This is a genomic window from Conexibacter sp. JCM 18997 (genome assembly GCF_055391915.1).
Map to the genome: position 1 here is coordinate 4043033 of NZ_AP043885.1, position 26737 is coordinate 4069769.

The window sequence follows — 26737 nt, forward strand, 5'->3', positions numbered from 1 at the left end:
ATGGCCGAACCGATCCTGGTCATCGACCACCTGCAGGTCGACTTCCAGACCGACGAGGGCATCGTCCACGCGGTGGACGACGTGTCCCTCACCCTCAACGCCGGCGAGGTGCTGGCCGTGGTCGGCGAGTCCGGCTCCGGCAAGTCCGTCACCGCGATGTCGCTGCTCGGGCTCAACCGCTCGCCCAACGCGCGGTTCCGGGGCTCGGCCACCTACATGGGCCAAGAGCTGCTGACGATGAGCGAGAACGACCTGCGCAAGGTCCGCGGCGCCGAGATGGCGATGATCTTCCAGGACCCGATGACGTCGCTGAACCCGGTCCAGCGCATCGGCGACCAGATCGCCGAGCAGATCCTGGCCCACGAGAAGCTCAACAAGGCGCAGGTCCACGATCGCGTCGTCGAGCTGATGGAGCGCGTGGGCATCCCGCGGGCGGCGGAGCGCTCACGCTCCTACCCGCACGAGTTCTCCGGCGGCATGCGCCAGCGCGTGATGATCGCGCTCGCGCTCTCCTGCTCGCCCAAGGTGCTGATCGCCGACGAGCCGACCACCGCGCTGGACGTGACGATCCAGGCCCAGATCCTGGAGCGCATGAAGGAGCTCAAGGACCAGACGGGCACGGCGATCATCCTGGTCACCCACGACCTCGGCGTCGTCGCCGACATCGCCGACCGCATCGCCGTCATGTACGGCGGGCGCATCGTCGAGCAGGGCACGACCGACGAGATCTTCTACGACCCCCAGCACCCCTACACGTGGGGCCTGCTGGGCTCGATCACCCGCGTCGATCGCGACCGCTCCGAGAAGCTGCCCTCGATCGCCGGGCTCCCGCCCTCGCTGCTGGACCCGCCCCAGGGCTGCCACTTCCGGGCCCGCTGCCCGCACGAGTTCGCCGCCTGCCTGGAGGTGCCCCAGCTCGAGGATCGCGGCGCCGGGCATCCGGACCGGTGCTTCCTCACGCTGGAGCAGAAGCGCACCAAGCGCTACGTCAGCGAGGGCGAGGTCGGCCTGGCCACGAAGGAGGTGGCGGTCGGATGAGCACGGATACGCCGACTCCGACGAACGGCAAGACGCCGCTGCTCGAGGTCGAGCACCTGACCCAGCACTTCCCGGTCAAGTCGGGGATCATCGTCGACCGCACGGTGGCCAAGGTGCACGCGGTCGACGACGTGACCTTCGGCCTCAACGAGGGCGAGACGCTCGGGCTGGTGGGCGAGTCGGGCTGCGGCAAGACGACGCTGTCGCGCACCGTGCTGCGGCTGCTGGACTCGACGTCGGGGACCATCCGCTTCCACGGCGAGGACATCACGCGCGCATCGCGGCGCGACATGCGCCCCTACCGGCGCGAGATGCAGATGGTCTTCCAGGACCCGTTCGCCTCCCTGAACCCGCGCAAGCGCGTCAGCCAGATCCTGGCCACGCCGCTGAAGGCGCGCGGCGTCGAGGGCAAGGAGGTGGAGACCCGGGCCCAGGATCTCCTGGACCGCGTCGGCCTGCACCGCGAGCACGTCAACCGCTACCCGCACGAGTTCTCCGGCGGCCAGCGCCAGCGCATCGGCATCGCCCGCGCGCTGGCCATGAACCCGAAGCTGATCGTGCTGGACGAGCCGGTCTCGGCGCTGGACGTCTCGATCCAGGCCCAGATCATCAACCTGCTCGAGGAGCTCCAGGACGGCCTCGGCCTGACCTACCTGTTCGTGGCCCACGACCTGTCCGTCGTGCGCCACGTGTCCGATCGCATCGCGGTGATGTACCTGGGCAAGATCATGGAGCTGTCGCCCGGCGGCGAGCTGTACGACAAGCCGATCCACCCGTACACCGAGGCGCTGCTGTCGGCCATCCCGATCCCGGATCCGCGCGAGAACCGCCAGCGCCAGCGGATCGTCGTCTCCGGCGAGCCGCCCAACCCGATCAACCCGCCGCCGGGCTGCGTGTTCCACACCCGCTGCCCGCGCGCGACGGAGATCTGCCGGACGGTCATCCCGCCGCTGACCCAGTACGCCAACGGCCACCTGGCCGCCTGCCACCACCCGCAGAACGTCACCCCGGAGGAGATCGCCGCTTCGATGATCTCGCCGGCCAGCCCGCTGGCCGCCGGCGACGACAAGCCCGACTTCGTCCCCGCCGGCCAGGGCGGCGACGCGCTGGCGCCCAAGGGCGAGGGCCAGGAGACCGTGGTCTAAGCCAAGCCGGCGCGCCCGTCGAGGCGCTGGAGCAGGTCGTGCGCCGCCAGCTCGACCTGCTTGTGGCGCCACTCGGCGGCGCGGTACAGGCAGGCGATCAGCCCGATCCGGTGGATGCGGCGGAAGTCGCCGTAGACGAACGCGTAGCGCGCCTTCGTCTCGTCGTTGGCGCCCTCGGTGAGGCCCAGATGCCAGCCCGCGTACTCCGCCCAGGAGTGCTTGGCCAGGTACGCGTTCTCGGCCTCGGCGTTGGGCTGCACCTCGCCCCATTCCGAGCGCAGCACGTACTGGCGCGCGTCGATCAGCTCCTGCGCGCGCTGCACTCCGGCCGGGTTGACGACGTAGGACGCCACGATGCCCCCGGCAGGAGTCGAACCTGCGCACCCGCTTTAGGAGAGCGGCGCTCTATCCACTGAGCTACGAGGGCCTGTCCCGGCCCACTCTAGGGCTACTTCCGGTCCGGACGATCGGGGTAGACGTCGTCGATCGTGGTCAGCGCGACGTAGGGCGCGCCCGCCGCGGCCGCGATGCGCTCGCCGCCGCCGGCCAGGCGATCGAGCACGGAGATCACGCCGACGATCGTGCGGCCCTCCGCCTGCAGGGCCTCGATCGCGGCCAGGGTCGAGCCGCCGGTGGTGACGACGTCCTCGACCACGACGCAGCGGTCGGCCGCGTCCAGGAACGGGCCTTCGACGCGGCGGTGCAGGCCGTGGTCCTTGGCCTCCTTGCGCACGAAGAACGCCTTCACGTCGGCGCCGCCGGCCAGCGCGGCACAGGCCACCGGATCGGCGCCCATCGTCATGCCGCCGACGGCGGTCGCGTTCCACTGCGTGGCCTGCGCGGCGACCAGCTCGCCGAGCGCCTGGAAGCCGTCGCGGCGGAGGATCGCCCGCTTGGCGTCGACGTAGTACTGCGCGGTCGCGCCGCTCGTCAGCACCACCTCGCCGATCACCAGCGCGTGCTCGCGCAGCGCGGCGATCAGGCGATCGTGGGCGTCCGAGCCGGCGCTCACCGGTAGTACGCGTCGACCGGCGTGCCGATCGTCATCCAGCTGTAGACGAACGCCGCGTTGGGGATCGGGATCCGGAAGCACCCGTGGCTGGCGTTGTAGGGCGGCACGTCGGGGTAGCCGTGCACGGCGTAGCCGCGGATGAAGTAGCTGGAGTCGACCATGCCCTTCGCGTTGGTGCCCACCGTCTTCATGTAGACCTTGAAGTGGCCGGTGACCGTCGGCGTGGCCGACGAGCCCGACGAGGTCGGGTAGATCCGGTAGACCTTGCCGCCCGGGTTGATCAGCGCGATCACCTGGTTGGTGATGTCGCCCTCGACGTGGCGGCCGTGCTCGGGGTAGCGGACCTTGAAGTCGCCCATCCCGGCGTCCAGCCGCCGGAAGACGTCGGAGTTGGCCTCGTACGTGCGGGCCATGCCCGTGACCTTGCGGAAGGCCATCACCGCGCGGGCCGTGGCGTCGTCGAAGACGCCGTCGCGGGAGACCGAGTAGTGCTTGGCGGCCAGCTTGTCCTGCAGCCAGTCGACCGACTTGCTGCGCTCGCCCGAGTGCGCGAACGGCTTGATGACCGTGATGCGCTCGGTCTTCGCGGTCGCGGCACGCAGCGTGTCGCTGGCCGCGTGCTTGGCGCTGACGCTGATCGTGCCGTCGCCCGTCGACTTCAGGCCGACGACGAAGTCGCCGTCACCGGCGCCCGTGGTGACCTTGCGCAGCGTGCGGCCGCCGCGCTTGAAGGTGATCGTGACCTTCTCCCCGCGCGTGGCCGGGGTCAGCTTGCCCTCGACGCGGATGCGCGCGCCGGCCAGCACCTCGTCGTCGGCCACCTTCAGCGACAGCTTGGCCTTGGCCGGTGCGGGCGCCGGCGTGGGGGTCGGCGTCGGCGTGGGGGTCGGCGTCGGAGTCGGCGTCGGGGTGGGCGTCGGGGTGGGCGTCGGAACCGGCGTCGGCACGGGCGGGACCGTGGGGTCCTGCGCCGCGGCGGTCGCGGGCACGAGCAACAGGGTGGCGATGAAGGCGATGAAGACCGGGCGCATGGCGCGCGGAATTCTAGTCAGCGCCGCCGCGAATTCCCTCAGGCGGTGACGGGAACGCGCCGTCTGGCCACGACGAAGGGCAGCACGAGCCCCGCCGCGGCCAGCAGCGCGCCCGCCCACAGCACCGGCGCCTGCCACGTCCAGCCCAGCGCGACCGACAGCGCGATCGCGTTGTTCGTGATGTGCAGGCCGATGCACGGGAGGATCGATCCCGTCTTCCAGTACACGAGGCACAGCACCATCCCGAGCACGGCCAGCGGCGGCAGGAACCCGATCGGCGAGCCGAACCCGTGGACCGCGCCGAAGATCAGTCCGGTGACGACGACGGCCCAGCCGGTGGGCAGCGACGAGCGCAGCGCGGTGAACACGTAGCCGCGGAAGAACGTCTCCTCGATGATCGGCGCGATCACCACGGCGAAGATGGCGATCAGCGCGACGGTGGCCGTCGTCGGGTCGTCCTGGAGCTTGTTCGTGATGTCGTCGGTCTCGTTCTGCAGGCTGAGCAGCGAGACCCACGCGGCCTGGAAGGCGTAGTAGCCGACCAGTGCCAGCGCCGACCAGCCCAGCGCGGGACCGAGGCGGATCGCGCGCAGGCCGAAGCGCTCGGCGGTGGCGCCGCCGTAGGTGCGCGCGAAGAACAGCGCGGTGCCCAGCAGCGACAGCTGGAAGAAGCCGTTGGCCACCATCGTCCAGGCCACCGGGATGTCGTCGGTGTCGGCGCCGGTGCCCGCGGCGATGGCCAGCACGATCCCGCCCAGGATGTTGCCCACGATGAGCGCCGTGAAGACGGCCACGAACGCCGTCCACATCGGCCAGCGCGCGGGCGCGGGCGTCGGTGCGACGGGGGGCGCGAACGGCGCTTCGGGATCCTCGGGCAACTCGGGCGGGTGGCCGAACGGGTTGGACACGGTCGTCAGCTTAGGTGGCGAGGTGGAGCACGCCGCGTAGATCGGGGACGACCACGAGGGCTGCGTCGTCGGGCGGTGGCGAGCCGTCGCGCACGACCAGCACCGGCGTGACGCCCGCGGCCCGGGCGCCGAGCACGTCCTCGGCGTAGGTGTCGCCCACGTGCAGCGCGCCCGCCGCCGGCGTCCCCAGGATCTCCAGCGCCCGCACGAAGGGCAGCGGGTCGGGCTTGGACGCCCCCAGCTCGGCCGAGATCACCACCGCGTCGACCAGCGGCGCCAACCCGGTGCGCTCCAGCACCTCGTGCAGCGAGACGTCCCAGTTGGAGACGACGGCCAGCGGATGGCCGCGGCGGCGCAGCTCCTCGAGCACGCCGACGGTCTCCGGAAACGGCGAGAAGACGATCGCGTCGACCAGCGTGCCCACCAGCGTCTCGGGATCCAGCGCGGCGTGGACCCGCGCGGGCAGCGCGGCGCGCAGCGTGCCGGCGCACGCGAGCCGCAGCGCGGCCAGCGACGCGGCGTCGACGGCCTGGTCGTGCGCGGCGCGGTAGTGGCGGATCTCGGCCCGCATCGCCACGGCGGCCTCGTCCTCGCTGACCGCCACGCCGTGACGCTCGCTCAGCAGCGCGGCCAGCCGTGGCGCCGGCGGGTCGAACGTGACCAGGGTGCCCAGCGCGTCCAGGAGCACCGCGCGGTCAGGCAACGAAATGCCAGGTGGCGAACTGGGCGACGGACACGGCGAGCAGGATCGCACTGACCACCAGCGCGGGGATCCGCCAGCGCCGGTGGCGCGACAGCAGCCAGCCCAGCCACATCCACAGCGGGAAGCAGACGAGCACGAAGCGCGGGAACGACATCAGCGGCTGCGGGATGACCGGATAGGAGAGCGGGACGGCCAGCGACGCGACGACGTAGGCGGCGTAGGCCAGCGGCAGGCGCCGGAGCACGCCGACCAGGGCGATCGCCACCAGCGGGACCCACAGGAACAGGCCGACGTTGATGCGGGCGATGGCCAGCGGGTCGCCGCCGGCGATCGGGAAGTACAGGCGGGTGCCCGGGGCGTCGCCGGCGACCAGCTGGCGCACGCCCGCCCACGCGGTCTTCGCGCCCTCCCACACGCCGCCCAGCGGCCCGGCCCACTCGCGGTACCAGACGTCCTGGGCCTTGAACGGCGCGTGCCAGTCCAGGTGCGCCAGCGCCAGGCCCGCCGGGAACACGGCCAGGCCCACGGGCACGAGCAGCACCCAGGCCAGCTGCGAGGGCCTCGGTCGTCTCCCGCCCGCGAAGGCCAGCAGCACCAGCGCGAACGCGATCGCCACGCCGGTCGATCGGGTGGCCGCGGCCAGCGCCCCCAGGATCCCCGCCCAGGCCCAGTGATCGCGCCGCGCGGCCAGCACGCTGCCCACGGTCAGGGCCAGGAACAGCGACTCGCTGTAGACCGCCGAGAAGAAGAAGGCCATCGGCGAGAAGGCCAGCGCCCACACCGTCCAGCGCGCGGCCTCGGCGCCCAACTCGAGCTCGGTGAGCTTCTGCAGCGCGACCAGCGCGCCGAAGAAGCAGATCAGCGACAGGAGGATCGCGGCCAGCGCCGAGCCCCCGAACCCGCGGATGACGATCGGGTACAGCGGGAAGAACGCGGCGGTCGGCCCGTCGTCGTAGCCGGTGTGGGCGATGTCGAGGTACCAGATCGCGTCCCAGCGCACGGCGGGCGCCGTCCACGTGGCCGATCCCAGCCCGCCGGGATCGAAGCCTGGCGCGCGCACGCTCAGACCCCAGATCCACACCGCCCCCATGCCGGCGGCCCACACCAGGAGCCTGGAGGTCCACAGCGCCATCCAGGCGTCGCGCAGGTCACGAGGCATCCGCAGCCGATGGTGGCAGGAACGTGCGCGAGGAAAGCGCCACCTTCCCTAGAATCCGCTCTTCGTGCGCTCGCTCGGGAGCGTTGGCGCACGGTCCTGTCCCAGAGCTCATGACGCGTCGCGATCGACAGAAGCGGCGCCGTGGTCATCGCCACGGCGGCGCGAAAATCTTCCTCCTGACCCTTGGTCTGGCCGTCGTCGCGGTCGCCCTGGGCGCCGCCGCGGCCGTCGGCTGGGTGGTCAGCGTGGCCACGTCGGGCCCGACGATCGAGGAGCTCAAGCCGGTCGATCCCGGCTCGTCCTCGGTGGTCTACGCCGCCGACGGCTCACGCCTGGGCTTCATCCAGGCCGACATCCTGCGCACGCCCGTGCGCTCGACGCTGATCCCCGACGTGATGAAGGACGCCACGGTGGCGATCGAGGACAAGCGCTTCTGGGACCACAAGGGCGTGGACCTCGAGGGCATCGTCCGGGCCGGCGTCAAGAACCTGACCAGCAAGGGCAAGACGGTCCAGGGCGGCTCGACGCTGACCATGCAGCTGGTGCGCAACATGTACACCGGCGACACGGTCCGCGACGGCATCGAGGGCTACAAGCGCAAGATCCGCGAGGCCAAGCTGGCCGAGGAGCTCGAGAACATCCACACCAAGGGGTGGATCCTCGACCGCTACCTCAACAACGTGCCCTACGGCACGGTCGGCGGCCAGGAGGCGCTCGGCGTGCAGGCCGCGGCGCGCGTGTTCTTCGACAAGCCCGCGATCGACATGACGCTGCCCGAGGCCGCGCTGCTGGCCGGTCTGCCCCAGGCGCCCACGGACTACAACCCGTTCCTCAACCCGCGCGGCGCCAAGGACCGGCGCGACGAGGTGCTGCGGGCGATGGCGGCCCAGGCCATGATCACGCCGGCCGAGCTGACCGCGGCGTTGGACGCGCCGCTCGGCGTCGAGCAGTCCGGCTACTACACCGAGCGCCGCGAGAACTACGTCTTCGACTACGTGCGCTCCGAGCTGATCGAGAAGTACGGCGTCGACGAGGTCCGCAAGGGCGGCCTGAAGATCTACACGACGATCGACCTGGAGAAGCAGGAGCAGGCGCGCGAGGCGATGTCCTCGATCCTCAACCAGTCGACCGACCCGGCATCGGCGATCGTCACCATGGATCCGGCCAACGGCCACATCCTGGCCATGGCCTCGTCGGGCAACTACGGCCAGTCGAAGTTCAACCTCGCCGCCCAGGGCCACCGCCAGCCGGGCTCGACCTTCAAGACGATGGTCCTGATGACCGCGCTGCGCCAGGGCGTCGATCCGAAGTCGACCTACTACGTCTCCAAGCCGCTGAAGTTCGACGACCCGATCTACGGGCCGATCGACGTGGCCACCTACTCGAACTCCTACATCGGCTCGGCCAACCTCGTCCAGGCCACGCTGAGCTCCGACAACGCGATCTACGAGCAGCTCGATCTCGACGTCGGACCGGACAAGGTCAAGGAGACCGCCCAGGACATGGGCATCACCTCCAAGCTCAACGGCTACCCGGCCGAGGGCCTGGGCGGCCTGGAGTACGGCGTCTCGCCGCTGGAGATGGCCAACGCCTACTCGACGATCGCCAACGGCGGCACCCGCAACGAGCCGACGATGATCACCAAGGTCACCTTCCGCGACGGCAAGGTCGACGAGCCCGACGCGGGCAAGCGCGAGAAGGTGTTCAGCGACGGCGTCACCTCCGAGGCGACGGAGATCCTGCGCCAGAACGTGCTCGCCGGCACGGGCACCGCGGCCAACATCGGCTGCCCGGTGGCGGGCAAGACCGGCACCACCGACGACTTCCGCGACGCCTGGTTCGTCGGCTTCACGCCCAAGCTGGCCACGGCCGTGTGGGTCGGCTACCCCAACGAGCAGACCTCGATGTTCTCCGTGCACGGCATCGCGGTCGCCGGCGGCACCTTCCCCGCGCAGATCTGGGGCGCGTACATGAAGCAGGCCAAGGGCTCCTACTGCGGCGACTTCGCGGCGCCCAAGGAGCCGTTCGAGTCCTCGCCGTTCTTCGGCAAGTACGCGACCACGGGCGCGCCCGGCGACGAGGTCAGCACCGACGCCGACGCGGCCACGGACTTCGAGACCGGCAAGGCCAAGCCGAAGAAGAAGCCCGAAACGGGCACCGACCCCAACTACGACCCCGACGAGTACGAGTCGCCGCCGCAGAAGGCGCCGGAGACGAAGACCCCGGAGCCGGCGCCGGAGCCCACGCCCACGCCAACGCCGACTCCCACCCCGACGCCGACACCCACGCCAACGCCGACACCCACGCCGACGCCGACTCCCACCCCGGCGCCGACACCGACGCCCACGCCGACACCCACCCCGGGCGGCGCGGAGGCCGGCGGCGCGACCCCATAGCGGTCAGCGGCTACTCTCTACGGGCGAATGGCCAAGGAAGAGAAAGTCGAATTCGAGGGCGAGGTCGTCGAGGCACTCCCGAACGCAATGTTCCGGGTGCAGCTCGACAACGGCCACAACGTCCTCGGTCACGTCGCCGGCAAGATGCGCCGCTTCCGCATCCGCATCCTGCCCGGTGACCGCGTTCGCGTCGAGCTGTCGCCGTACGACCTCGACCGCGCCCGCATCGTCTACCGCCACCGGTAGCGATCGGTGAGCTCGCTCGGCGAGTTCGCTCTCATCGACGCGATCCGCGAGCGCCTCGGCGCCCCGGGTCCACAGGTGGTGCGCGGTTCCGGTGACGATGCCGCGGTCGTGCGGGCGGGCGGCTTCGCCGTCACGTCGGTCGACACGATGGTCGACGGCGTCCACTTCCGCCGCGCCCAGGCGGCGCCGCGCGACATCGGACACCGGGCGCTGGCCGGCGCGCTGTCGGACCTGGCCGCGATGGGCGTGTCCGCCGGCGAGGCCTACGTCGCGCTGATCCTGCCCGCCGACCTCGCCGACGACGCGGTGCTCGAGCTGGCCGCGGGCCTGGGCGACCTGGCCCGGGCCACCGGCACCTCGGTGATCGGCGGCGACATCACCTCCGGGCCGATGCTGGCCATCGCCGTGACCGTCGTCGGCTGGACCGACGATCCGGCGGCGCTGGCCGGCCGCGACGGCGCCCGGGCCGGCGACCTCGTCGGCGTCACTGGGCCGCTGGGCGGGTCCGCCGCCGGCCTGGCGATCCTCGACGGGCGCGCCGACCATCGCGCCGCGCTGGTGGCGGCGTACCTGCGCCCGACGCCGCGCCTGGACGTCGGCCCCGCGCTGGCCGCCACGCCCGGTGTGCACGCGATGATCGACCTGTCCGACGGGATCGCCTCCGACGCGCGCCACGTGGCCGAGGCCTCCGGCGTGCGCATCGAGATCGACCTGGACGCGCTTCCACGACCCGACGGCCTCGACGCGGTGGCCGAGGCGATCGGTGCGGACCCTGCGCAGCTGGCGGCGACCGGCGGCGAGGACTATGAGCTGTTGTGTTGTGTGGACCCGGCGCAACGCGCCGCCGCCGAAGCGGCCGGCGTGATCGCCTGGGTCGGAAGGGCGGTCGCGGGCCCGGCCGAGCTGACGCTCACCCGAGCCGGGGCCGCGGTGGCCCCGGCTCGGGGCTTCGAGCACCGCCGGGCCGGCTGAACCGGTCGTCGCGGTCGGCGCCCAGCAGGCGCCGGACGCCGGGGTGGCGGAGCATCGCCTCCGCCACCGCACCCGCGTCGACCCGGTAGGCCGCGCCCGCGACCTGTCCCTTCACTTCCTGATGGCTGTTCCCCATGCCCGCGGCATCTATCGGCGCGCGGCGGGGGTCTCCACATCGGCAATCCGTTGAGCCGGGACCACCCGAATGAGCCGCGCCGACACCACGATGCGTTTTGCCGCGCTGTACAGCGGGTGGCACGCGGTGAGCACGAGCCGCTCGTAGCCGACGGGCCGGATCACCGACAGATCGGTGGGCGGGACGATCTCCTGGCCCTGCACCGAGTAGGTGAAGGTGCCGTAGGGCATCTTCACCACGACCTCGTCGCCCCGGTGCAGGTCGTCGATGTCGCGAAACGGCGCCAGGTAGGTCGTGCGGTGGCCGGCGATCGCCGTCGTGCCGCCGCGTCCCGGGAGCGGCGTGTCCGGGTAGGCGCCCGGACCCTTGCGCAGCTCCTCGGGGTCGTCGCCCGCGACGACGACGAACGACTTGTCGATCGTGGGCATCTCGATGCGCCCGACGGCGTCGCCCAGGGGCGTCTGCTCCTGCAGCTTGCGCGCCGCGTAGTCCAGGCGCTTGTCCGTGTCGGGCAGCTGCCGCATCGCCTGCAGCTCGGCGGGCCGCAGCGTTCCCTTCTCGAGGATCTTCAGCTGCCCGGCCAGGCGGTCCTGGCTGCGCTTGGCGATCAGGGCGGAGACCGGCTCCTGCCACACGACCGTCACGACCGCGTCGGCCACGAGCAGGATGCCCGCGGCGATCAGGACCGTCGAGAGGAAGCGCAGCGCCGATCTCATCGGCGCCGCGCCGAGTCGGTACCGCCCAGGGAGCCGGGACCGGCGTAGGTCATCGGCCCGCGCGAGAGCACCTGCCCGCCTCCGCCCAGGCCCTTGCGCGCCGGGCTCGCGGGCACGGTCAGCAGGGCGATCACCAGCGCCGACAGGCCACAGCCGATCAGCAGCGACCACAGCACGAGCGAGAGCGGCGACACGTGCCCGCCCGCGATGGCCAGCACGCCGGTCCAGCCGAGCTGCACCGGGTTGGTGTCCAGGGCGATCGTGTAGGCCGCCGCGGCCAGCGCGAACGGGACCGCGGGCAGCACGACGAAGGCCAGGCGCCAGGCCCGGCCGCCGCGCATCTCGGGCGCCACGGCCAGCAGCCACAGGTGCACGGCGGGCACGAGGAACAGCGCCGCGTAGGGGTTGGACAGCCAGACGATCCAGGCCAGCACCTGCGTGACGAGGGCCAGCGAGATCCCGGCACCGCCGTCGCCCGCGGTCGGCGTCATCCGCCGCAGCAGCGGCCACACCATCAGGTAGCCGAGCACGACCACGGCCAGCGCGACCGCCAGCACGCCCGCGGAGACGCTGATCACCCCTGGGGCCACGGGCGCGGCCGGCGCGGTGACCAGCCCGAGCACGCGCAGCAGCATCAGCACGAGGCCGGCGGCCAGCAGCGGCGAGCCGATGGCCAGGACCCAGCCGATCCAGGCCAGGATCGGCTCGCGCCGGCGCCGCACGCGGGCCAGGCCGTCGATCGCCGCCAGCAGCGCGGGCAGGAACGCGGCGGCGCCGAGCAGCCGCACCGCCCACAGCGGCAGCAGCTGGTTGCGCACCTGGACGGTCGACTGCACCCCGGTGGGCAGCACGTCGGGCCCCTCGTCCAGGGCGGTCAGGGAGCGCAGCGCCGCCCGCCCCATGGCCTCCATGCGCTCCTCGCTGACCGCGGCGTCGGGCGCCGGGCCGAGCTCGCCCGAGGCGCTGAGCAGCACGGCCGGGAGATCCTGGGCGCCGATCACGCCCTGCTCGGAGACCGTGAACGGGAAGGCGAGTCGCAGGGCCTGCATCGTCGTGCGGGTGGTACCCGGTGGGCCCGCCTCCTCGGTCACCGCCTGTTCGACCGTGCGCTGCAGGCGCCGCGGGGCGCTCCCGCTGACGTTCGACCAGCCCACGACCTGCGGGCGCCGTTCCACCACCGAGGCCATGTCGCCGAGCACCAGCACGGCGTCGACCGGCGCCTGGACGCGCTTGGCCCACTCGGCCGCGCCCGCGTCGCCCCCGCTGCCGCCGCTGGTCGAGACGAGCACGATCGTGCGGCGCGTCGTGCGGCCGTTCAGCAGCCGCGACAGCTCCAGGAGCGTGGCCGTGCCCGACAGCTGCGCCTTGGCCGGGGACCCCACCGCGTCCCGATGGGCCACGACGACGATCGCCCGGTTCAGCCGGCCGGGACGCGCCGCGATCACGTTGCGCAGCGTGCGCTCGCCGTCGACCGTCTCGGCCGTCGTGTCGGTCGTCGTGACCTCGAAGTCGGTCGCGGCGAAGGCGCGCTGGACCGACGCGGCGAGGTCCATGTCGCCCGCCGATCCGGGTGCGCGATCGGGGAAGCGCTGGGCCAGATCGTCGAGCAGACGGAAGGCGCGCGACGCGTCGAAGGCATCCGGCGGCAGCGCCGTCGAGATGGGATTCGCCCGTGACTGCAGCGAGAACGCGGCCACGACGAGCACGAACAGGATCGGCACGAACGCGGCGCGATAGATGCGCAGGTCCAGCATTCACTGGCATATTGACCGCACCGCGCAATGGAACGCTCACCCCGCATCCTGCTGGTGGACGACGAGCAGTCGATCCAGACCCTTCTGTCCTACCCCTTGCAGAAGGACGGCTACGAGGTCGTCAACGCCACCGATGGCCGCCAGGCCCTGGCCCGCTTCGACGAGGGGCCGTTCGATCTCGTCGTGCTCGACGTGATGCTGCCGCAGGTCGACGGCCTGGAGGTCTGCCGCCGGCTGCGGGCCCGCTCGACGGTGCCGATCATCATGCTCACGGCCAAGGCCGAGGAGGTCGACAAGATCGTCGGCCTCGAGCTGGGCGCCGACGACTACATCACCAAGCCCTTCTCGATGCGCGAGTTCCGCTCGCGCGTGCGGGCGGCGCTGCGGCGCGGCGCGATGTCGCGCTCGGAGGAGCTCGACGACGAGACGCCGCTGACCGTCCTGGACCTGCACATGGACTTCGCCAAGCGCTCCGTGACCGTGCGTGAGGAGAAGGTCGACCTGACCTTCGTCGAGTTCGAGATCCTGGCCGCGCTGGCCCGCAACCCGGGCCGGGTGTTCACGCGCGACATGCTGCTGACCCGCATCTGGGGCGACTCGGCCTTCCGCGACCCGCGCACCATCGACGTCCACATCCGTCACCTGCGCGAGAAGCTCGAGGTCGAGGCCAAGGATCCCGAGTACCTGTTCACGGTGCGCGGCGTCGGCTACCGCTTCCGCGACAAGGAGCGCGCCGGCGGTCGCGAGTGATCCTGCGGTCGATCAGCGCTCGACTGGCCCTGGCCTTCCTCGTCGTCGCGCTGGTCGCGGTGGGCGTGGTCACGCTGTACGTGCTGCCGTCGCTGCAGACGCGGCTGGAGGAGCAGAAGCTCGACTCGCTGGCCGTCACCGCCCGGGTCTACTCGCGACCGCTGCGCGAGGCGATCGGCTCCAACCTCGACGAGAAGGCGGTCGACGCCGAGGTGCGCGCGGCGGCCGACCGGGCCAACGCCCGCGTGACGTTGCTGGGCGTGTCGCGCGGCACGGAGGGGCTGGCCACCTACGTGATCTCGGACTCGACCGAGGAGGTCGACATCTCCGACCTGTCGCTCGACGTCGCGCTGGAGGCGGCGCGCTCCGGCGAGCCGCAGACCGCGACCGAGGCCAGCGACGACGGGCGTCTGGGCGAGGCGGCGCGGCCGCTGGTCTACAACCGCCGCGTCGCGCGCGTGGTGGTGTTCAGCTCGCCGCTGAGCGACGTGGCCGAGACGGTGGCGCTGATCCAGCGGCGGATCCTCGTGGCCGGCGTGGCCGCCGTGGTCATCGCGCTGTTCGTCGGCCTGCTCGTGTCGCGGCCGCTGTCGCGCCGCATCCGCCGGTTGGAGCGCGGCGCGCGCCAGGTCACCGAGGGCGACTTCAGCGCGCGCTTCCCGATCGGCTCGCGCGACGAGCTGGGCCAGCTGGCCCGCACGCTGGACGAGATGCAGCGTCAGCTGGGCCAGCTCGACTCGGCCCGCAAGCGGTTCATCGCCACCGCCTCGCACGAGCTGCGCACGCCGATCTTCTCGCTGTCGGGGTTCGTGGAGCTGCTGCTGGACGAGGACCTCGACGAGGAGACGCGCACGGCCTTCCTCGTGCAGGTGCGCGACCAGGTGGCCCGGCTGCGCACGCTGACCGTCGAGCTGCTCGACCTGTCGCGCCTGGAGGCCGGCTCGCTGGAGCTGCGGCCGGAGCCGACCGACGTCGGCCTGCTGGCCCGCGCGGTCGCCTCGGAGTTCCTGCCCGCGCTGTCGACGCACGGGTCGCGCCTGGAGCTGCGCCTGCCGCCGACGACGCTGGAGGCCACCTGCGATCCCGAGCGCGTCGCCCAGGTGCTGCGCATCCTGATCGACAACGCGCTCGTGCACACGCCGCAGGGCACCGACGTGATCGTCGCCGCCTCCCAGGTCGACGGGCACGTGTCGCTGGCGGTGCGCGACAGCGGCCCGGGCATCCGTCACTCCGACGTGTCGCGGATCTTCGAGCCGTTCTACACCTCCGATGACGTCGGAGGCTCCGGGCTGGGCCTGGCCATCGCCCACGAGCTGGCCGAGCGCATGTCCGGGCGGCTGACGGTCGAGTCGACGCCCGGGCGCACGACGTTCTCCTTCGACCTGCCCGCCGAGCCCGCGGGGTAGTCCGGTCGGGCGAAGGGGTAGCGTCCCGCTCGTGCTGCAACCGGTGAACGTCGGGACCAAGCCGTTGGCCGACTACACGCACATCGTCGGGCGCGAGCTGGCCGAGGAGATCCGGGCACTGGCCGAGCCGCTGGCCGGGCTGCGCGTGGTGCACCTGTCGGCCACCGCGTTCGGGGGCGGCGTGTCGGAGATCCTCTACACGCTGGTGCCGCTGATGAAGGACGTCGGGCTGGACTGCGAGTGGCAGGTGATCTACGGCCGCGAGGAGTTCTTCACCGCGACGAAGGTCATGCACAACGCGCTGCAGGGCAACCCGCAGGACCTGACCGAAGAGCAGTGGCGCACGTGGGCGTCCTACAACGAGATGAACGCCCGCGAGCTGTCGCCGGGCTGGGACGTGTGCATCGTCCACGACCCGCAGCCCGCGGCGCTGTACCCGCTGGTGCCCGAGAAGGCCAAGAGCTGGGTGTGGCGCTGCCACATCGACCTGTCGACGCCCAACCCGGCGACGATCGAGCGGCTGCTGCCGTCGATCAGCCACTACCCGCAGTCGCTGTTCCACACGGCGGCCTACGTCCCCGAGGGGATGGAGGGCCACGTCAACATCGTCCCGCCGGCGATCGACCCGCTGGCGCCGAAGAACATGGCGCTCTCGCCCGAGGACGCCGCCTACGTGTGCCGGCAGTTCGGCATCGACGTGGACCGGCCGCTGATGTGCCAGGTGTCGCGCTTTGACCCGTGGAAGGACCCGCTGGGCGTGATCGACGCCTACCGCCAGGTCAAGGAGCGCGTGCCCGAGGTGCAGCTGGCGCTGGTCGGCTCGATGGCCAGCGACGACCCCGAGGGCTGGGACTTCTTCAACGCGACGATGGCCCACGCGGGCGGCGACGACGACATCCACATCCTCAACAACTTCAACAACGTCGGCGCGATCGAGGTCAACGCGTTCCAGTCGCACGCCGACGTGGTGATCCAGAAGTCGATCCGCGAGGGCTTCGGGCTGACGGTCAGCGAGGCGCTGTGGAAGGCGCGGCCGTTCATCGGCGGCAACGCGGGCGGCATCCCGTTGCAGGTCGACAACGGCGTATCGGGGTATCTGGTCAACGACGTGGAAACCTGCGCGAGCCGCAGCATCGACATCCTCGAGGACCCGGCCCTCGGCAAGGCGCTGGGCCGCCGCGGCAAGGAGCACGTGCGCAAGCACTTCCTCACCCCGCGGTATCTGCGCGACTACCTGCGCATCTTCACTGACCTGGCGGAGGCCGCCTGATGGGCGACAGCAGCGACCGAGCACCCCTGATCCTGGTATCCAACCGCGGCCCGGTGACGTTCTCCGACGACGGCACCTTCAAGCGGGGCGGCGGCGGCCTGGTCACCGCGCTGACCGGCCTGGCCTCGCACCGTGAGGCGGTGTGGATCGCCTCGTCGATGACGCAGGGCGACGCCGAGCGCGCCCGCCACCACGACGGCCGGCCCTTCACGGTCGACGCGGCCAACGGCGGCGAGTACCAGGTGCGCTTCGTGGAGAGCGATCCCGACGCCTTCGATCGCTTCTACAACATCTTCGCCAACCCGATGCTGTGGTTCATCCAGCACTACCTGTGGGACCTCAGCAACGCGCCGGACATCCGCCGCAACGAGGTCGAGGCGTTCGAGTACGGCTACAACGTCGTCAACGAGGACCTGGCGCTCGCGGTCATCGACCAGATCGAGGGCGTCGAGAACGCCGTCGTGATGGTCCACGACTACCACCTGTACACGCTGCCGGGCCTGGTCCGCCGCGCGCGGCCCGACGTCTTCCTGCATCACTTCGTGCACATCCCGTGGACGCAGCCGGACGCCTGGCGCGTGCTGCCCTCGCGCATCCGCCGCGAGCTGTACGAGGGGCTGCTGGCCAACGACATCATCGGCTTCCACACGCAGGCCTACAAGCGCAACTTCCTGCAGTGCTGCCGCGATCTGATGGGCCTGGACGTGGACTTCGACGCGGGCGTCGTGGAGTTCGAGGGCCACGAGGTGTGGGTCCGCGCCTACCCGCTGCCGATCGACGCCGAGGCCACCCGCCGCGTGGCCCAGTCCGACCGCACCGCGGGCTTCGAGGCCGAGCTGCTGCGCCGGCGGCGCGACCATCTGATCCTGCGCGTCGACCGCGCCGACCTGTCCAAGAACGTCCTGCGCGGGTTCACCGGCTACGACCTGTTCCTCGAGCAGCATCCGGAGTTCCGCGAGCGCGTCACGTTCGTGGCCCAGCTGATGCCGTCGCGGACCGACGTGCCCGAGTACGCCGAGTACCTGGAGCGCATCGAGGCGCTCGTGGCCGTCGTCAACCATCGCCACGGCACGCCCGACTGGATGCCGATCCAGCTGAAGCTGCGCGACGACCTCGAGGAGGCCGTCGCCGCCTACAAGCACTACGACGTGCTGCTGGTCAACGCCATGTTCGACGGGATGAACCTGGTGGCCAAGGAAGGGCCCGTGGTCAACGAGCGCTCCGGCGTGTCGATCCTCAGCGAGAACACCGGCGCCCACGAGGAGCTCGGCGAGTTCGCCCTGTCGGTCAACCCGTTCGACATCCAGGAGCTCGCGGACTCGATCCACGCCGCGCTGACGATGTCGGGTGGCGAGCGCGCCCGCCGGTTGGACGGCCTGCGCGAGATCATCACCGCGCGCAACCCGGGCGACTGGATCGACGACCAGATCGAGGACATCGCGCGCAAGCGCGAGACCGCGCGGGCCAAGCGGTAGCGCGCGCTCATCCGAACACGAACTCGCTCGGGCCGTGCGCCGGGGCGGGTGTGGGTGCGGGTGGCGCGCTGCCGGTCGCGGCGGGCGCCGGCCGCGGAGCCGGCGCGATCGGCGTGGGTGCCGGGAGGTCCGGCGCCGGGCGCGGCGGGCGGACCCGCTGGCGCTGGGGCGGCTTGCGCTTCGGCCGGCGGCTGGGATGCGCGCGCAGGCGCGGCTTGGCTCGGACCTCGGGCCGGGGCGTCGGCGACGGCGACGGCGACGGCGTCGACGACGGCTCGACCGCCGGCGTCGACCGCTGCACCACCGGCTGGGCCTGGATCGGCGGCAGCGCCGGCCCGCCGCCGCCCGAGCGCGGCCAGGCGATCACCGCGACGAGCAGCAACGCGACGGCGGTGGCGGCGGCCACGTTGGGCCAGCGGATGCGGTGGACGAGCGGCTCCATGACCGTCCTAGGGCGGTGCGCGCGGAACTCGCCCCCCAAGCGCTGCTATCTTCTTCTGCCGCATGTCTCAGCCTCAGCCCACGTACGACCTCATGCTCCTGCTCGACGTCGAGTCCGACGAGGAGCAGCGCAACAAGGTGCTCGCCGACGTCGAGCGCCGGCTCACCGAGGGCGGCGAGCTGCTCGGCACCTACGAGTGGGGCGTGCGTGAGCTCGCCTACGAGATCCAGCACCAGGACTCCGCGGACTACCGCCTGTTCCAGTTCCACGTCAACGACGTGGCCACGCTGTCCGAGCTGGACCGCACGCTGAGCATCGCCGACGGCCTCCTGCGCCATCGCATCATCAAGCTCGCTCCGGGCACTCCGCCCCCGCCCGACCCCGGCGCCACGCCGGCCGTCGACGCGGACTACGAGCCCGCGATCGACCGCTAGACGACGGACCTCGCGCCGCTCGCGCGGCGCGATCTGCAACGTCTCTGCAACAAATGCCCGGAGTTTCCGCGTCGTTTTGCGGTGGCCTCCGAACGCCGCGCTAGGCTCGCCGCAAGATCGTTCAGCCCCGAAAGGAGCGCCTGACATGGCGGCCACGAACATCAACCGGGTGATCCTCACCGGCAACCTCACAAAGGATCCCGAGATGCGGGCGACGGGCAGCGGCCTCGCCGTCTGCTCACTGCGCATCGCGACGAACACCCGCCGCAAGGACAACGCGTCCGGCGAGTGGGTCGACCAGCCGAACTACTTCTCGGTGACCGTCTTCGGTCGCCAGGGCGAGACCGCCGCGCAGTACCTGTCCAAGGGCCGCGGCGTCGCCGTCGACGGCCGCCTGTCGTGGCGTGAGTACACCGACAAGGACGGCAACAAGCGCGAGGCCGTCGAGATCATCGCCGAGAACCTGCAGTTCCTCAGCGGCCCGGACGGCGGCAACGGCGGCGGGGGCGGCGGGTTCACCCCCCGCAGCGACGTGCCGGTCTCCACCGACGACTTCGCGCCGGTCGGCGCGGGCAACAGCGGCGGTGGCTACGGCGGTGGCGGCTCCAGCAGCGCGGCCGACGACGACATCCCGTTCTAGGTCAGCGACCCTTCGGTCTTGCCGCACTCGAGCGCCCCGGTTCCGCCGGGGCGCTCGGTCGTTTCGGGCCCGCTGGGCCTGGGTGGCTACCCTCAAGGCGTCCGGGTTCACTCACCGGATTCCGCCGCCGGTCGTGCTAATGGGCGGTTGTGTCACAATGAGTGGTCGGGGCCGTGCGCCGTTCGTCGTGCTGCGTGGCCGCAGACATCTTCGATTCGAGAAGGACCAGGAGAACTTTGGCGAAGGCTCGAGGCCGCGGGAAGCCCACCCGCCGGCGTGACAAGAAGGGTGGACCCGGCAGCGGCCGTCGCAAGCCCTGCCCGTTCTGCCGCGACAAGCAGGAGCAGGTCGACTACAAGGACATCGGCACGCTGCGCAAGTTCGTGTCCGAGAAGGGCAAGATCCGCTCCCGTCGCATCACCGGCGCCTGCCGCCGTCATCAGAACCAGATCGCCAGCGCGGTCAAGAACGCGCGTGAGCTGGCCCTGCTGCCCTACGTCGACCCCAACGGCGGTCGCGAGGAAGAGGGCGGCCGCGGTGGCCGTGGCGGTCGCGGGCGCGACCGAGAGGACCGCTGAGCCATGCCTGAGGCGATTCTGCTCAAGGACGTCGAGGGTGTCGGCGAGGCCGGCGTCGTGGTCGACGTCTCCAAGGGCTACCTCCGCAACTACCTGATCCCGCGCAAGCTGGCCCAGCCGGCCACCAAGGGCGCGGTCGAGCAGGCGCTGGTGCGCATGGCGCAGCTGGAGAAGGCCAAGGCCGACGCGATCGAGCGCGCCAAGGAGAACGCCGCGACGCTGTCGCGCACGGTGCTGACGATCGCCCAGCAGGCCGGCGACGACGGCCGGCTGTTCGGCTCGGTGACCTCGCAGGACATCGCCGACGCCATCAAGGAGGCGCGCGGGCTGAAGGTCGACCGCCGCAAGATCAACCTCGAGGAGCCGATCAAGCACATCGGCACCTACATGGTCGACGTGGAGATCGCCGACGGCGCCACCGCGTCGGTCAAGACGATGGTCGTCGAGGCCAAGTAGCACCGCCTCCGAGCACCGCATTCGCTGTTGACCGCCGCCGGCCTCGTGCCGGCGGTCGTCGTTCTGCGCCGTCTTGCACACGTCTTGCGCACAAAGCGGCAACTTTTGGTTCATAACGCCGCGCCCCGCGCTAGCGTCGATCAGCCCCGATGACCTTCACGTCCGACGCCGCGACCAGCCCTCCTTCGCCCTTCAACGGAAGCGGTGGGCCGCCCCACAACATCGAGGCCGAGCAGTCGGTCCTGGGCGCGATCCTGCTGTCGGAGCGCTCGCTCTACGCGCTGATCATCGAGGAGGGCCTCCAGCCCGAGGACTTCTACCGCGAGCGCAACAAGGTCGCCTACGCGGCGATGCTCAAGCTCTACGCGGCCAACGAGCCGATCGACCCGCTGACCGTCGCCGAGGCGCTGCGCCAGTCGGGCGAGCTGGACTCGGCCGGCGGTGCCGAGGCGATCGACGAGCTGACCGCGTCGGTCCCGCTGGTCGGCAACGCGCGCCGCTACGCGCAGATCGTCAAGGAGAACGCGCTCCTGCGCCGCCTCCTGAACACGACGTACAAGATCCAGGCCTCGGTGGCCGAGCACGCCGACGTGCCCCGCAACCTGGTCGAGCAGGCCGAGAAGGCGATCCTCGAGGTCGCCCACGACGACCGCCAGCAGGACTTCCGCTCGATCGAGTCGATCCTCCACGACGAGCTGGACAAGATGGAGAAGCTCTCGCGCGAGGGCACCTCCCTGACCGGCACGCCGTCGGGCTTCAAGGACCTCGACGAGATCACCGGCGGCTTCCAGCCCGGCAACCTGATCATCCTCGCCGCGCGCCCCTCGATGGGCAAGTGCCTGCGCGGTTCGACCCTGGTGGACGATGCGCTCGGCGGAGCGCGTCGCATCGACGAGATCGTCGGCGCCGTCGAGCAGGGCGACGACGTGTTCGTGGCGTCCATCGGCCCCGATCTCCGACTGCGCCGCACACGAGTGAGCGCCGCCCGCCGCAGCGGCGTCCAGCATGTCTATCTGCTGCACACCACTTCGGGTCGTTCGCTGGGCGCGACCGCCAACCATCCACTGCTGACCCTGCGTGGATGGAAGCGACTCGACCAGCTATGCGCGGACGACAGGATCGCCGTCCCGCGCCCGTCGGCTCGGCCCGCGGCGGCGATTCCCGCGCCGACACCGGCCGCTTCCGTCGGTGACGGGCGGCTGCTGATCCTGCCCCAGCGCCGCGAGTCACTGGCGATCGCCGACGTGTGGTGGGACACCGTGGCGTCGATCGAGTTCCTGGGCGACGAGCAGACCTACGACCTCACGGTGCCGGGCGACCACAGCTTCGTTGCTGACGGCATCGTCGTCCACAACAGCGCGCTGGTCACGAACATCGCCGAGAACGCCTCGATCGACTACGGCAAGGCCGTCGCCCTGTTCAGCCTCGAGATGTCCGAGACGGAGCTCGCCCAGCGCTTCGTGGCCTCCCAGGGGCGCATCTTCGGCGACAAGCTGCGCAAGGGTCGCGTCGCGGCCAACGAGTGGCCGAAGATCCTCGACGCGACGAAGAAGCTCAGCGCCGCGCCGCTGTACGTCGACGACTCCTCCGACATCGGCATCCTCGACATCCGGGCGAAGGCCCGCAGGCTGCATCAGCAGTCGCCCACCGGCCTCGGGCTGATCATCGTCGACTACCTCCAGCTGATGCGGCCGGACTCCGGCACCGACAACCGCGTCGAACAGGTCGGTCAGATGTCCCGAGGCCTGAAGATCCTGGCCCAGGAGCTGAAGGTCCCGGTGATCGCGCTCTCACAGCTGAGCCGTGCGGTCGAGCAGCGCCACGACAAGAAGCCGATTCTGTCGGACCTCCGCGAATGCGTGACGGGTGACACCCTGGTCGTCCTCGCCGACGGTCGCCGTCTGCCGATCGCCGACCTCGTCGGCACGACGCCCGAGGTGGTCGCCGTCGACGAACGTGATCGGCTGATCAGCGCCTCCAGCGACCGGGTCTGGAAGGTCGGCAGGCGGCCGGTGTTCAAACTCGCCCTCGCGTCAGGCCGCAGCCTCCGGGCGACCAGCGACCACCGCGTCCGCGCGTTCGACGGATGGCGGGTTCTGGGAGAGCTGGTGGCCGGTGACCGGGTCGCCCTCGGTCGTCATCTCCCCGAACCGGTCGAGCCGGTCGTGTGGCCCGACGACCACGTCGTGCTCCTCGGCCAGATGATCGGCGACGGCAGCTACCTCTCCGGTCAGCCGATGCGCTACACGACAGCGAGCGAGGAGAACAGCGCCGCCGTCCAACAGGCTGCCGAACGCGGCTTCGGCGCCACGGTCAATCGGCACCGCGGGCGGAGGACCTGGCACCAGCTCGTCATCTCGGGCAACGGCAACCGCTGGGCTCCGGCCGGCGTCAACGCCTGGCTGCGGCGCCTGGGCATCTTCAACCAGCGGTCTCACCAGAAGCGCGTGCCCGCCGAGGCCTTCGCCCTCGACGACCGCCAGGTCGCGCTCCTGTTGCGCCACCTGTGGGCCAGTGATGGGTCGATCTGGAGCGGCGCGCGCTCGACCGACGGCCGAGCTGTGCGCCGCGTCGCCTACTCGACGATCAGCCCCGGCCTGGCGGCCGATGTCGCCGCGCTGCTCCTACGGCTCGGCATCGTCGCGCGGATCAACATCGCTCCGACGCGAGCGGACGAGCGTCCGACACACCACGTGATCGTCTCCGGGTTGCAAGCGCAGCTGCGCTTCCTCGACACCGTCGGATCATTCGGGCCTCGGCGTGAGCAGGCCGTTGCGCTGGCGGCCGCACTGCACCAACGGGTCGCCGCCACGAACGTCGACACACTTCCCGCCGAGGCCTGGGCCGGCGTTCGCGCCGCGATGGCCGCGCAAGGAATCACGCAGCGCGCGATGGCCAAGCGGCGAGGAACGTCCTACGGCGGGGCCGCGCACTTCGCGTTCGCGCCGTCGCGCGCCACGCTGCTCACCTACGCGGACGCCCTGGCCGACGAAGGGCTGCGTGACATCGCCGAGAGCGACCTGTTCTGGGACCGCGTCGTGGCCGTCGAGCCCGACGGTGAGGAGGACGTGTACGACCTGACGGTCCCCGGCCCGGCGTGCTGGTTGGCCGACGGCATCGTCACGCACAACTCGGGCCAGATCGAGCAGGACGCGGACATGGTCATGTTCATCTATCGCGACGAGTACTACGAGAAGGACGAGTCCGAGGCGCAGGGGCTGGCGGAGATCCTCATCGCCAAGCACCGCAACGGCGGGCTGGGCGATGTGACGCTGACCTTCCGCAAGGAGTACCCGAAGTTCCTCAACTACGCCGGGGACCGCTACGAATGAGCACGGACACCGAGCCGGCGCCCTGCCCGTACCGGATCTGCGACGGGTCGGGGTTCGTCGAGGACCCCGAGACGAACACCGCGCGCGACTGCCGCTGCCGCGCGGGCCGCATGGCCGGCGCGCGGGCCCGCAGCCTCGAGGCGCGGATCCCCAAGCGCTACCGCGACGTCGCCTTCGACCGCTTCCCGGTCACCGAGATCGAGCCGACGGTCGTCGACATGGTGCGCCGCTTCAGCCACGACATCGAGGCCAACCTCGACGCGGGCCGCGGCCTGTGGCTGGAGGGCGATCCGGGAACGGGCAAGACGACGCTGGCGATGCTCGTCTCCAAGGCGGCCATCGAGGCCCGCCGGACCACGGCGATCTACAGCCTGCCCCGGCTGATGGGCGTCCTGCGCGAGTCGATCGACTCCGAGGACGGCCTGCTCTCGCTGCTGGATCGCCTGGCCACGGTCGACCTGCTGCACCTCGACGACCTGGGCGTCGAGCACCGCACCGACTGGGTGCTGGAGCAGCTCTACACGATCGTCAACACGCGGTATGAGGAGCAGCGCTCGATCATCCTGACCACGAACTCGACCGACGATCAGCTGGCCGAGCAGATCGGCGCCCGCACCGTTTCGCGGCTCGTGGAGATGTGCGGCGATCCGCTCGCCCTGTTCGGGCATGACCGCCGCCGCGAATTCGACCCTACACTCTGATCGGAAATGGCCGGAATCGTCATCGTTGGCGCCCAGTGGGGCGATGAGGGCAAGGGCAAGGTCGTCGACCTCCTGGCCGAGCGGGCGGACGCCGTCGTGCGCTTCCAGGGCGGCAACAACGCCGGCCACACGATCATCCGCGAGGGCGAGACCTTCAAGTTCCACCTGATCCCGTCCGGGATCCTGTACCCGGGCAAGAAGTGCGTGATCGGCAACGGCGTCGTGATCGACCCCAAGGTGCTGACCGACGAGCTCGACGGCCTGAAGGCCCGCGGCATCGACCCGTCCGGCCTGCGCGTGTCGGCCAACGCGCACATGATCATGCCGTACCACATGCTCCTCGACCACGCCGGCGAGGCGCGGCTGGGCAAGCTGCAGATCGGGACCACCCGCCGCGGCATCGGCCCCTGCTACGCCGACAAGGCCGCGCGGCTGGGCATCCGCGTCCAGGACCTGCTCGACGAGAAGATCCTCAAGAAGAAGATCACCGCGGCGATGGACCCCAAGCGCCTGTCGCTGCGGCCGTTCGCCAAGGACCCGTCGCTGGACCTGCACGCGATGACCGAGGAGTACCTGACCTACGGCCATCGGCTCGAGCAGTACATCGCCGACACGTCCAGCCTCGTGTGGGACTTCCTGGACCGCGGGCGCAACGTGATCTTCGAGGGCGCCCAGGGTGTCCTGCTGGACATCGACCACGGCACGTATCCGTTCGTGACCAGCTCCAACCCGGTGGCCGGCGCGGCCACCACCGGCGCGGGCATCGGGCCGAAGGACATCGACGAGATCTGGGGCATCGCCAAGGCGTACGTCACGCGCGTCGGCGCCGGGCCCTTCCCGACCGAGCTCGACGACGACCTGGGCGAGGAGATCCGCCAGCGCGGCGGCGAGTTCGGCACCACCACCGGCCGCGCGCGGCGCACGGGCTGGCTGGACCTGGTCGCGCTGCGCTACGCCGTGCGCATCAACACGCTCACGCACCTGGCCATCACCAAGCTCGACGTGCTGTCGGGCTTCGACACGCTCAACGTGTGCACGCGCTACCGCGGCCACGAGGGCGCGATCTTCGACCGCTTCCCCTACCACCAGTCGGTCCTGCACCACGCGACGCCCGAGTACGAGCAGCTGCCGGGCTGGAGCGAGGACATCAGCCAGGCCCGCAGCGAGGCCGAGCTGCCCCAGGCGGCGCGCGACTACCTGCAGTACGTGTCCGAGTTCGTCGGCGTGCCGATCGCGATCGTCGGGGTCGGCCCGGGCCGCGAGCAGATCATCTGGATGCAGGCCGGCGCGGACTCGGTCGCGGCACCCGCCGCCGCGGCCTGACGGTCGCTCAGCCGCGCAGCGCGGCCTCGGCCGCCTCGACCAGCACCTCGCGCTCGCCCCGGCGCAGCTGGCGCACGCCGATCGCGGCCAGCGCGAGCGTCAGCAGCGCGGTCAGGCTGACCTGGAGGGAGACGATGCCCTCCTCGGTCCAGTAGACGTCGTCCAGCGTCAGCAGCAGCGCCGACTCGTCGAGCGTGAGCGCGGTGCCGACCCCGAACGGGATGGCCAGCCAGGCCTCGATGTCCTCGTTGTTCGTCAGCACCGACGCGCCGCCCGACAGCAGCGCGAGCGCGATCCCGGGCACGAAGTGGTGCACGTGGCGGCGGCCGACCCGCAGGTCGCGGAACGGGCCGAACGTGCCCCGCCGGCGGATCGCCCACGTCGAGGTGCGCACGAAGAAGAAGGTCAGCGAGAACGCGCCGAGCAGGTTGATCAGGCGGGTCTCCAACGGCGAGGCGACGCGGTAGCCCTCGACGGCCACGCCGACCGCCTGGCTGACCACCTCGCCCGGCGGCAGCGGCTCGGGCGAGCGGCGCGCGACCCGGCGCACCTCGTCGGCGGCGACCAGCGCGGTCGCGGCCAGCGCGACGACGCCCAGCAGGACGGTGGGACGCTCGGCGCGCAGTCGGCGGCGGCGAGCCCACGGCAGCTCGACAGCGCCCGGTAGGCGGCGGGGACGGGCCATCTGCACGGGCAGCCTATTCGTCGCAGCGA

At 71.3% G+C, this 26737-nt stretch carries 25 protein-coding genes, 1 tRNA gene and 1 pseudogene; 16 read left to right on the top strand and 11 right to left on the bottom strand.

Features of this window, described 5'->3' with window-relative positions:
• Together ACZ5UI_RS20350 and ACZ5UI_RS20355 are read left to right on the top strand one after the other, a co-directional pair.
• Entirely contained in the window at positions 1–1038 is a 1038-nt protein-coding gene (locus ACZ5UI_RS20350; RefSeq protein WP_464190396.1) for an ABC transporter ATP-binding protein, read from the top strand.
• Positions 1035–2183, top strand: a complete 1149-nt coding sequence (locus tag ACZ5UI_RS20355; RefSeq protein ID WP_464190398.1) for an ABC transporter ATP-binding protein — start codon at positions 1035–1037, stop codon at positions 2181–2183. Before ACZ5UI_RS20350 ends, ACZ5UI_RS20355 begins: the two co-directional genes overlap by 4 nt.
• On the opposite strand, the gene ACZ5UI_RS20360 is transcribed toward ACZ5UI_RS20355, so the two are convergent.
• The 7 genes from ACZ5UI_RS20360 to ACZ5UI_RS20390 form a co-directional block, all read right to left on the bottom strand.
• Positions 2180–2536: a hypothetical protein gene (locus ACZ5UI_RS20360; protein WP_464190400.1), complete on the bottom strand. Its 357-nt coding sequence runs from the start codon at positions 2534–2536 to the stop codon at positions 2180–2182. The two genes, ACZ5UI_RS20355 and ACZ5UI_RS20360, sit on opposite strands and share 4 nt — an antisense overlap.
• A 2-nt stretch (positions 2537–2538) precedes the next feature.
• Positions 2539–2610 (bottom strand) — tRNA-Arg (locus ACZ5UI_RS20365).
• A gap of 21 nt (positions 2611–2631) precedes the next feature.
• Positions 2632–3195, bottom strand: a complete 564-nt coding sequence (pyrE, locus tag ACZ5UI_RS20370) for an orotate phosphoribosyltransferase (protein WP_464190402.1) — start codon at positions 3193–3195, stop codon at positions 2632–2634.
• On the bottom strand, positions 3192–4226 hold the full coding sequence (locus ACZ5UI_RS20375) for a L,D-transpeptidase family protein (RefSeq protein WP_464190404.1): 1035 nt from the start codon (positions 4224–4226) through the stop codon (positions 3192–3194). Before ACZ5UI_RS20375 ends, pyrE begins: the two co-directional genes overlap by 4 nt.
• A 38-nt stretch (positions 4227–4264) precedes the next feature.
• Positions 4265–5134, bottom strand: coding sequence for a lysostaphin resistance A-like protein (locus tag ACZ5UI_RS20380; RefSeq protein ID WP_464190406.1), 870 nt, complete (start codon positions 5132–5134; stop codon positions 4265–4267).
• 10 nt (positions 5135–5144) lie between these two features.
• Positions 5145–5837, bottom strand: coding sequence for an HAD family hydrolase (locus ACZ5UI_RS20385; RefSeq protein ID WP_464190408.1), 693 nt, complete (start codon positions 5835–5837; stop codon positions 5145–5147).
• Positions 5830–6996, bottom strand: a complete 1167-nt coding sequence (locus ACZ5UI_RS20390) for a mannosyltransferase family protein (RefSeq protein WP_464190410.1) — start codon at positions 6994–6996, stop codon at positions 5830–5832. The genes ACZ5UI_RS20385 and ACZ5UI_RS20390 overlap by 8 nt, the downstream gene beginning before the upstream one ends.
• A gap of 110 nt (positions 6997–7106) precedes the next feature.
• Between ACZ5UI_RS20390 and ACZ5UI_RS20395 the strand changes: the two genes are divergently transcribed.
• The 3 genes from ACZ5UI_RS20395 to thiL are packed head-to-tail and all read left to right on the top strand — an operon-like array spanning position 7107 to position 10610.
• A complete protein-coding gene (locus ACZ5UI_RS20395) occupies positions 7107–9392 on the top strand; it encodes a transglycosylase domain-containing protein (protein WP_464190412.1) in 2286 nt (761 codons plus the stop codon).
• Positions 9393–9419: 27 nt separating this feature from the next.
• Entirely contained in the window at positions 9420–9638 is a 219-nt protein-coding gene (infA, locus tag ACZ5UI_RS20400) for a translation initiation factor IF-1 (protein ID WP_464190414.1), read from the top strand.
• 6 nt (positions 9639–9644) lie between these two features.
• The gene (gene thiL / locus ACZ5UI_RS20405) at positions 9645–10610 is read left to right on the top strand and encodes a thiamine-phosphate kinase (RefSeq protein ID WP_464190416.1); all 966 of its coding nucleotides are present in this window, start codon (positions 9645–9647) and stop codon (positions 10608–10610) included.
• 147 nt (positions 10611–10757) lie between these two features.
• On the opposite strand, the gene ACZ5UI_RS20410 is transcribed toward thiL, so the two are convergent.
• Both ACZ5UI_RS20410 and ACZ5UI_RS20415 read right to left on the bottom strand, forming a co-directional pair.
• The gene (locus ACZ5UI_RS20410) at positions 10758–11462 is read right to left on the bottom strand and encodes a sortase (protein ID WP_464190418.1); all 705 of its coding nucleotides are present in this window, start codon (positions 11460–11462) and stop codon (positions 10758–10760) included.
• A complete protein-coding gene (locus ACZ5UI_RS20415) occupies positions 11459–13216 on the bottom strand; it encodes a M28 family peptidase (RefSeq protein ID WP_464190420.1) in 1758 nt (585 codons plus the stop codon). The genes ACZ5UI_RS20410 and ACZ5UI_RS20415 overlap by 4 nt, the downstream gene beginning before the upstream one ends.
• Before the next feature lie 27 nt (positions 13217–13243).
• On the opposite strand from ACZ5UI_RS20415, the gene ACZ5UI_RS20420 reads away from it, so the two are divergent.
• Genes ACZ5UI_RS20420 through ACZ5UI_RS20435 form a run of 4 tightly spaced genes read left to right on the top strand, consistent with a single transcriptional unit; the run spans position 13244 to position 18117 of the window.
• Positions 13244–13966: a response regulator transcription factor gene (locus ACZ5UI_RS20420; RefSeq protein ID WP_464190422.1), complete on the top strand. Its 723-nt coding sequence runs from the start codon at positions 13244–13246 to the stop codon at positions 13964–13966.
• A complete protein-coding gene (locus ACZ5UI_RS20425; RefSeq protein WP_464190424.1) occupies positions 13963–15372 on the top strand; it encodes a sensor histidine kinase in 1410 nt (469 codons plus the stop codon). The genes ACZ5UI_RS20420 and ACZ5UI_RS20425 overlap by 4 nt, the downstream gene beginning before the upstream one ends.
• A 31-nt stretch (positions 15373–15403) precedes the next feature.
• Positions 15404–16642, top strand: a complete 1239-nt coding sequence (locus ACZ5UI_RS20430) for a glycosyltransferase (protein ID WP_464190426.1) — start codon at positions 15404–15406, stop codon at positions 16640–16642.
• Positions 16642–18117, top strand: a complete 1476-nt coding sequence (locus tag ACZ5UI_RS20435) for an alpha,alpha-trehalose-phosphate synthase (UDP-forming) (RefSeq protein ID WP_464190428.1) — start codon at positions 16642–16644, stop codon at positions 18115–18117. The genes ACZ5UI_RS20430 and ACZ5UI_RS20435 overlap by 1 nt, the downstream gene beginning before the upstream one ends.
• A gap of 7 nt (positions 18118–18124) precedes the next feature.
• Here ACZ5UI_RS20435 and ACZ5UI_RS20440 read toward each other — a convergent pair whose 3' ends face one another.
• Entirely contained in the window at positions 18125–18559 is a 435-nt protein-coding gene (locus ACZ5UI_RS20440) for a hypothetical protein (protein ID WP_464190430.1), read from the bottom strand.
• 62 nt (positions 18560–18621) lie between these two features.
• Here ACZ5UI_RS20440 and rpsF point away from each other — a divergent pair, with 62 nt between their 5' ends.
• The 7 genes and pseudogenes from rpsF to ACZ5UI_RS20475 all read left to right on the top strand — a co-directional run bounded on the left by rpsF (position 18622) and on the right by ACZ5UI_RS20475 (position 26023).
• Positions 18622–18993 carry a 30S ribosomal protein S6 gene (gene rpsF, locus ACZ5UI_RS20445; RefSeq protein WP_464190432.1) on the top strand — a complete coding sequence of 124 codons (372 nt, stop codon included), beginning with the start codon at positions 18622–18624 and terminating at the stop codon, positions 18991–18993.
• 145 nt (positions 18994–19138) lie between these two features.
• Entirely contained in the window at positions 19139–19633 is a 495-nt protein-coding gene (locus ACZ5UI_RS20450) for a single-stranded DNA-binding protein (protein ID WP_464190434.1), read from the top strand.
• Positions 19634–19869: 236 nt separating this feature from the next.
• Positions 19870–20130: pseudogene (rpsR, locus tag ACZ5UI_RS20455) on the top strand (30S ribosomal protein S18); the annotation flags it as partial.
• Positions 20131–20214: 84 nt separating this feature from the next.
• A complete protein-coding gene (gene rplI, locus ACZ5UI_RS20460; protein ID WP_464190436.1) occupies positions 20215–20667 on the top strand; it encodes a 50S ribosomal protein L9 in 453 nt (150 codons plus the stop codon).
• 149 nt (positions 20668–20816) lie between these two features.
• Positions 20817–23999 carry a replicative DNA helicase gene (dnaB, locus tag ACZ5UI_RS20465; RefSeq protein ID WP_464190438.1) on the top strand — a complete coding sequence of 1061 codons (3183 nt, stop codon included), beginning with the start codon at positions 20817–20819 and terminating at the stop codon, positions 23997–23999.
• Positions 23996–24700 carry an ATP-binding protein gene (locus tag ACZ5UI_RS20470; RefSeq protein WP_464190440.1) on the top strand — a complete coding sequence of 235 codons (705 nt, stop codon included), beginning with the start codon at positions 23996–23998 and terminating at the stop codon, positions 24698–24700. Before dnaB ends, ACZ5UI_RS20470 begins: the two co-directional genes overlap by 4 nt.
• A gap of 6 nt (positions 24701–24706) precedes the next feature.
• The gene (locus tag ACZ5UI_RS20475; protein ID WP_464190442.1) at positions 24707–26023 is read left to right on the top strand and encodes an adenylosuccinate synthase; all 1317 of its coding nucleotides are present in this window, start codon (positions 24707–24709) and stop codon (positions 26021–26023) included.
• Between the two features lie 7 nt (positions 26024–26030).
• On the opposite strand, the gene ACZ5UI_RS20480 is transcribed toward ACZ5UI_RS20475, so the two are convergent.
• Positions 26031–26708 carry a hypothetical protein gene (locus ACZ5UI_RS20480; protein ID WP_464190444.1) on the bottom strand — a complete coding sequence of 226 codons (678 nt, stop codon included), beginning with the start codon at positions 26706–26708 and terminating at the stop codon, positions 26031–26033.
• Positions 26709–26737 lie beyond the last annotated feature (29 nt).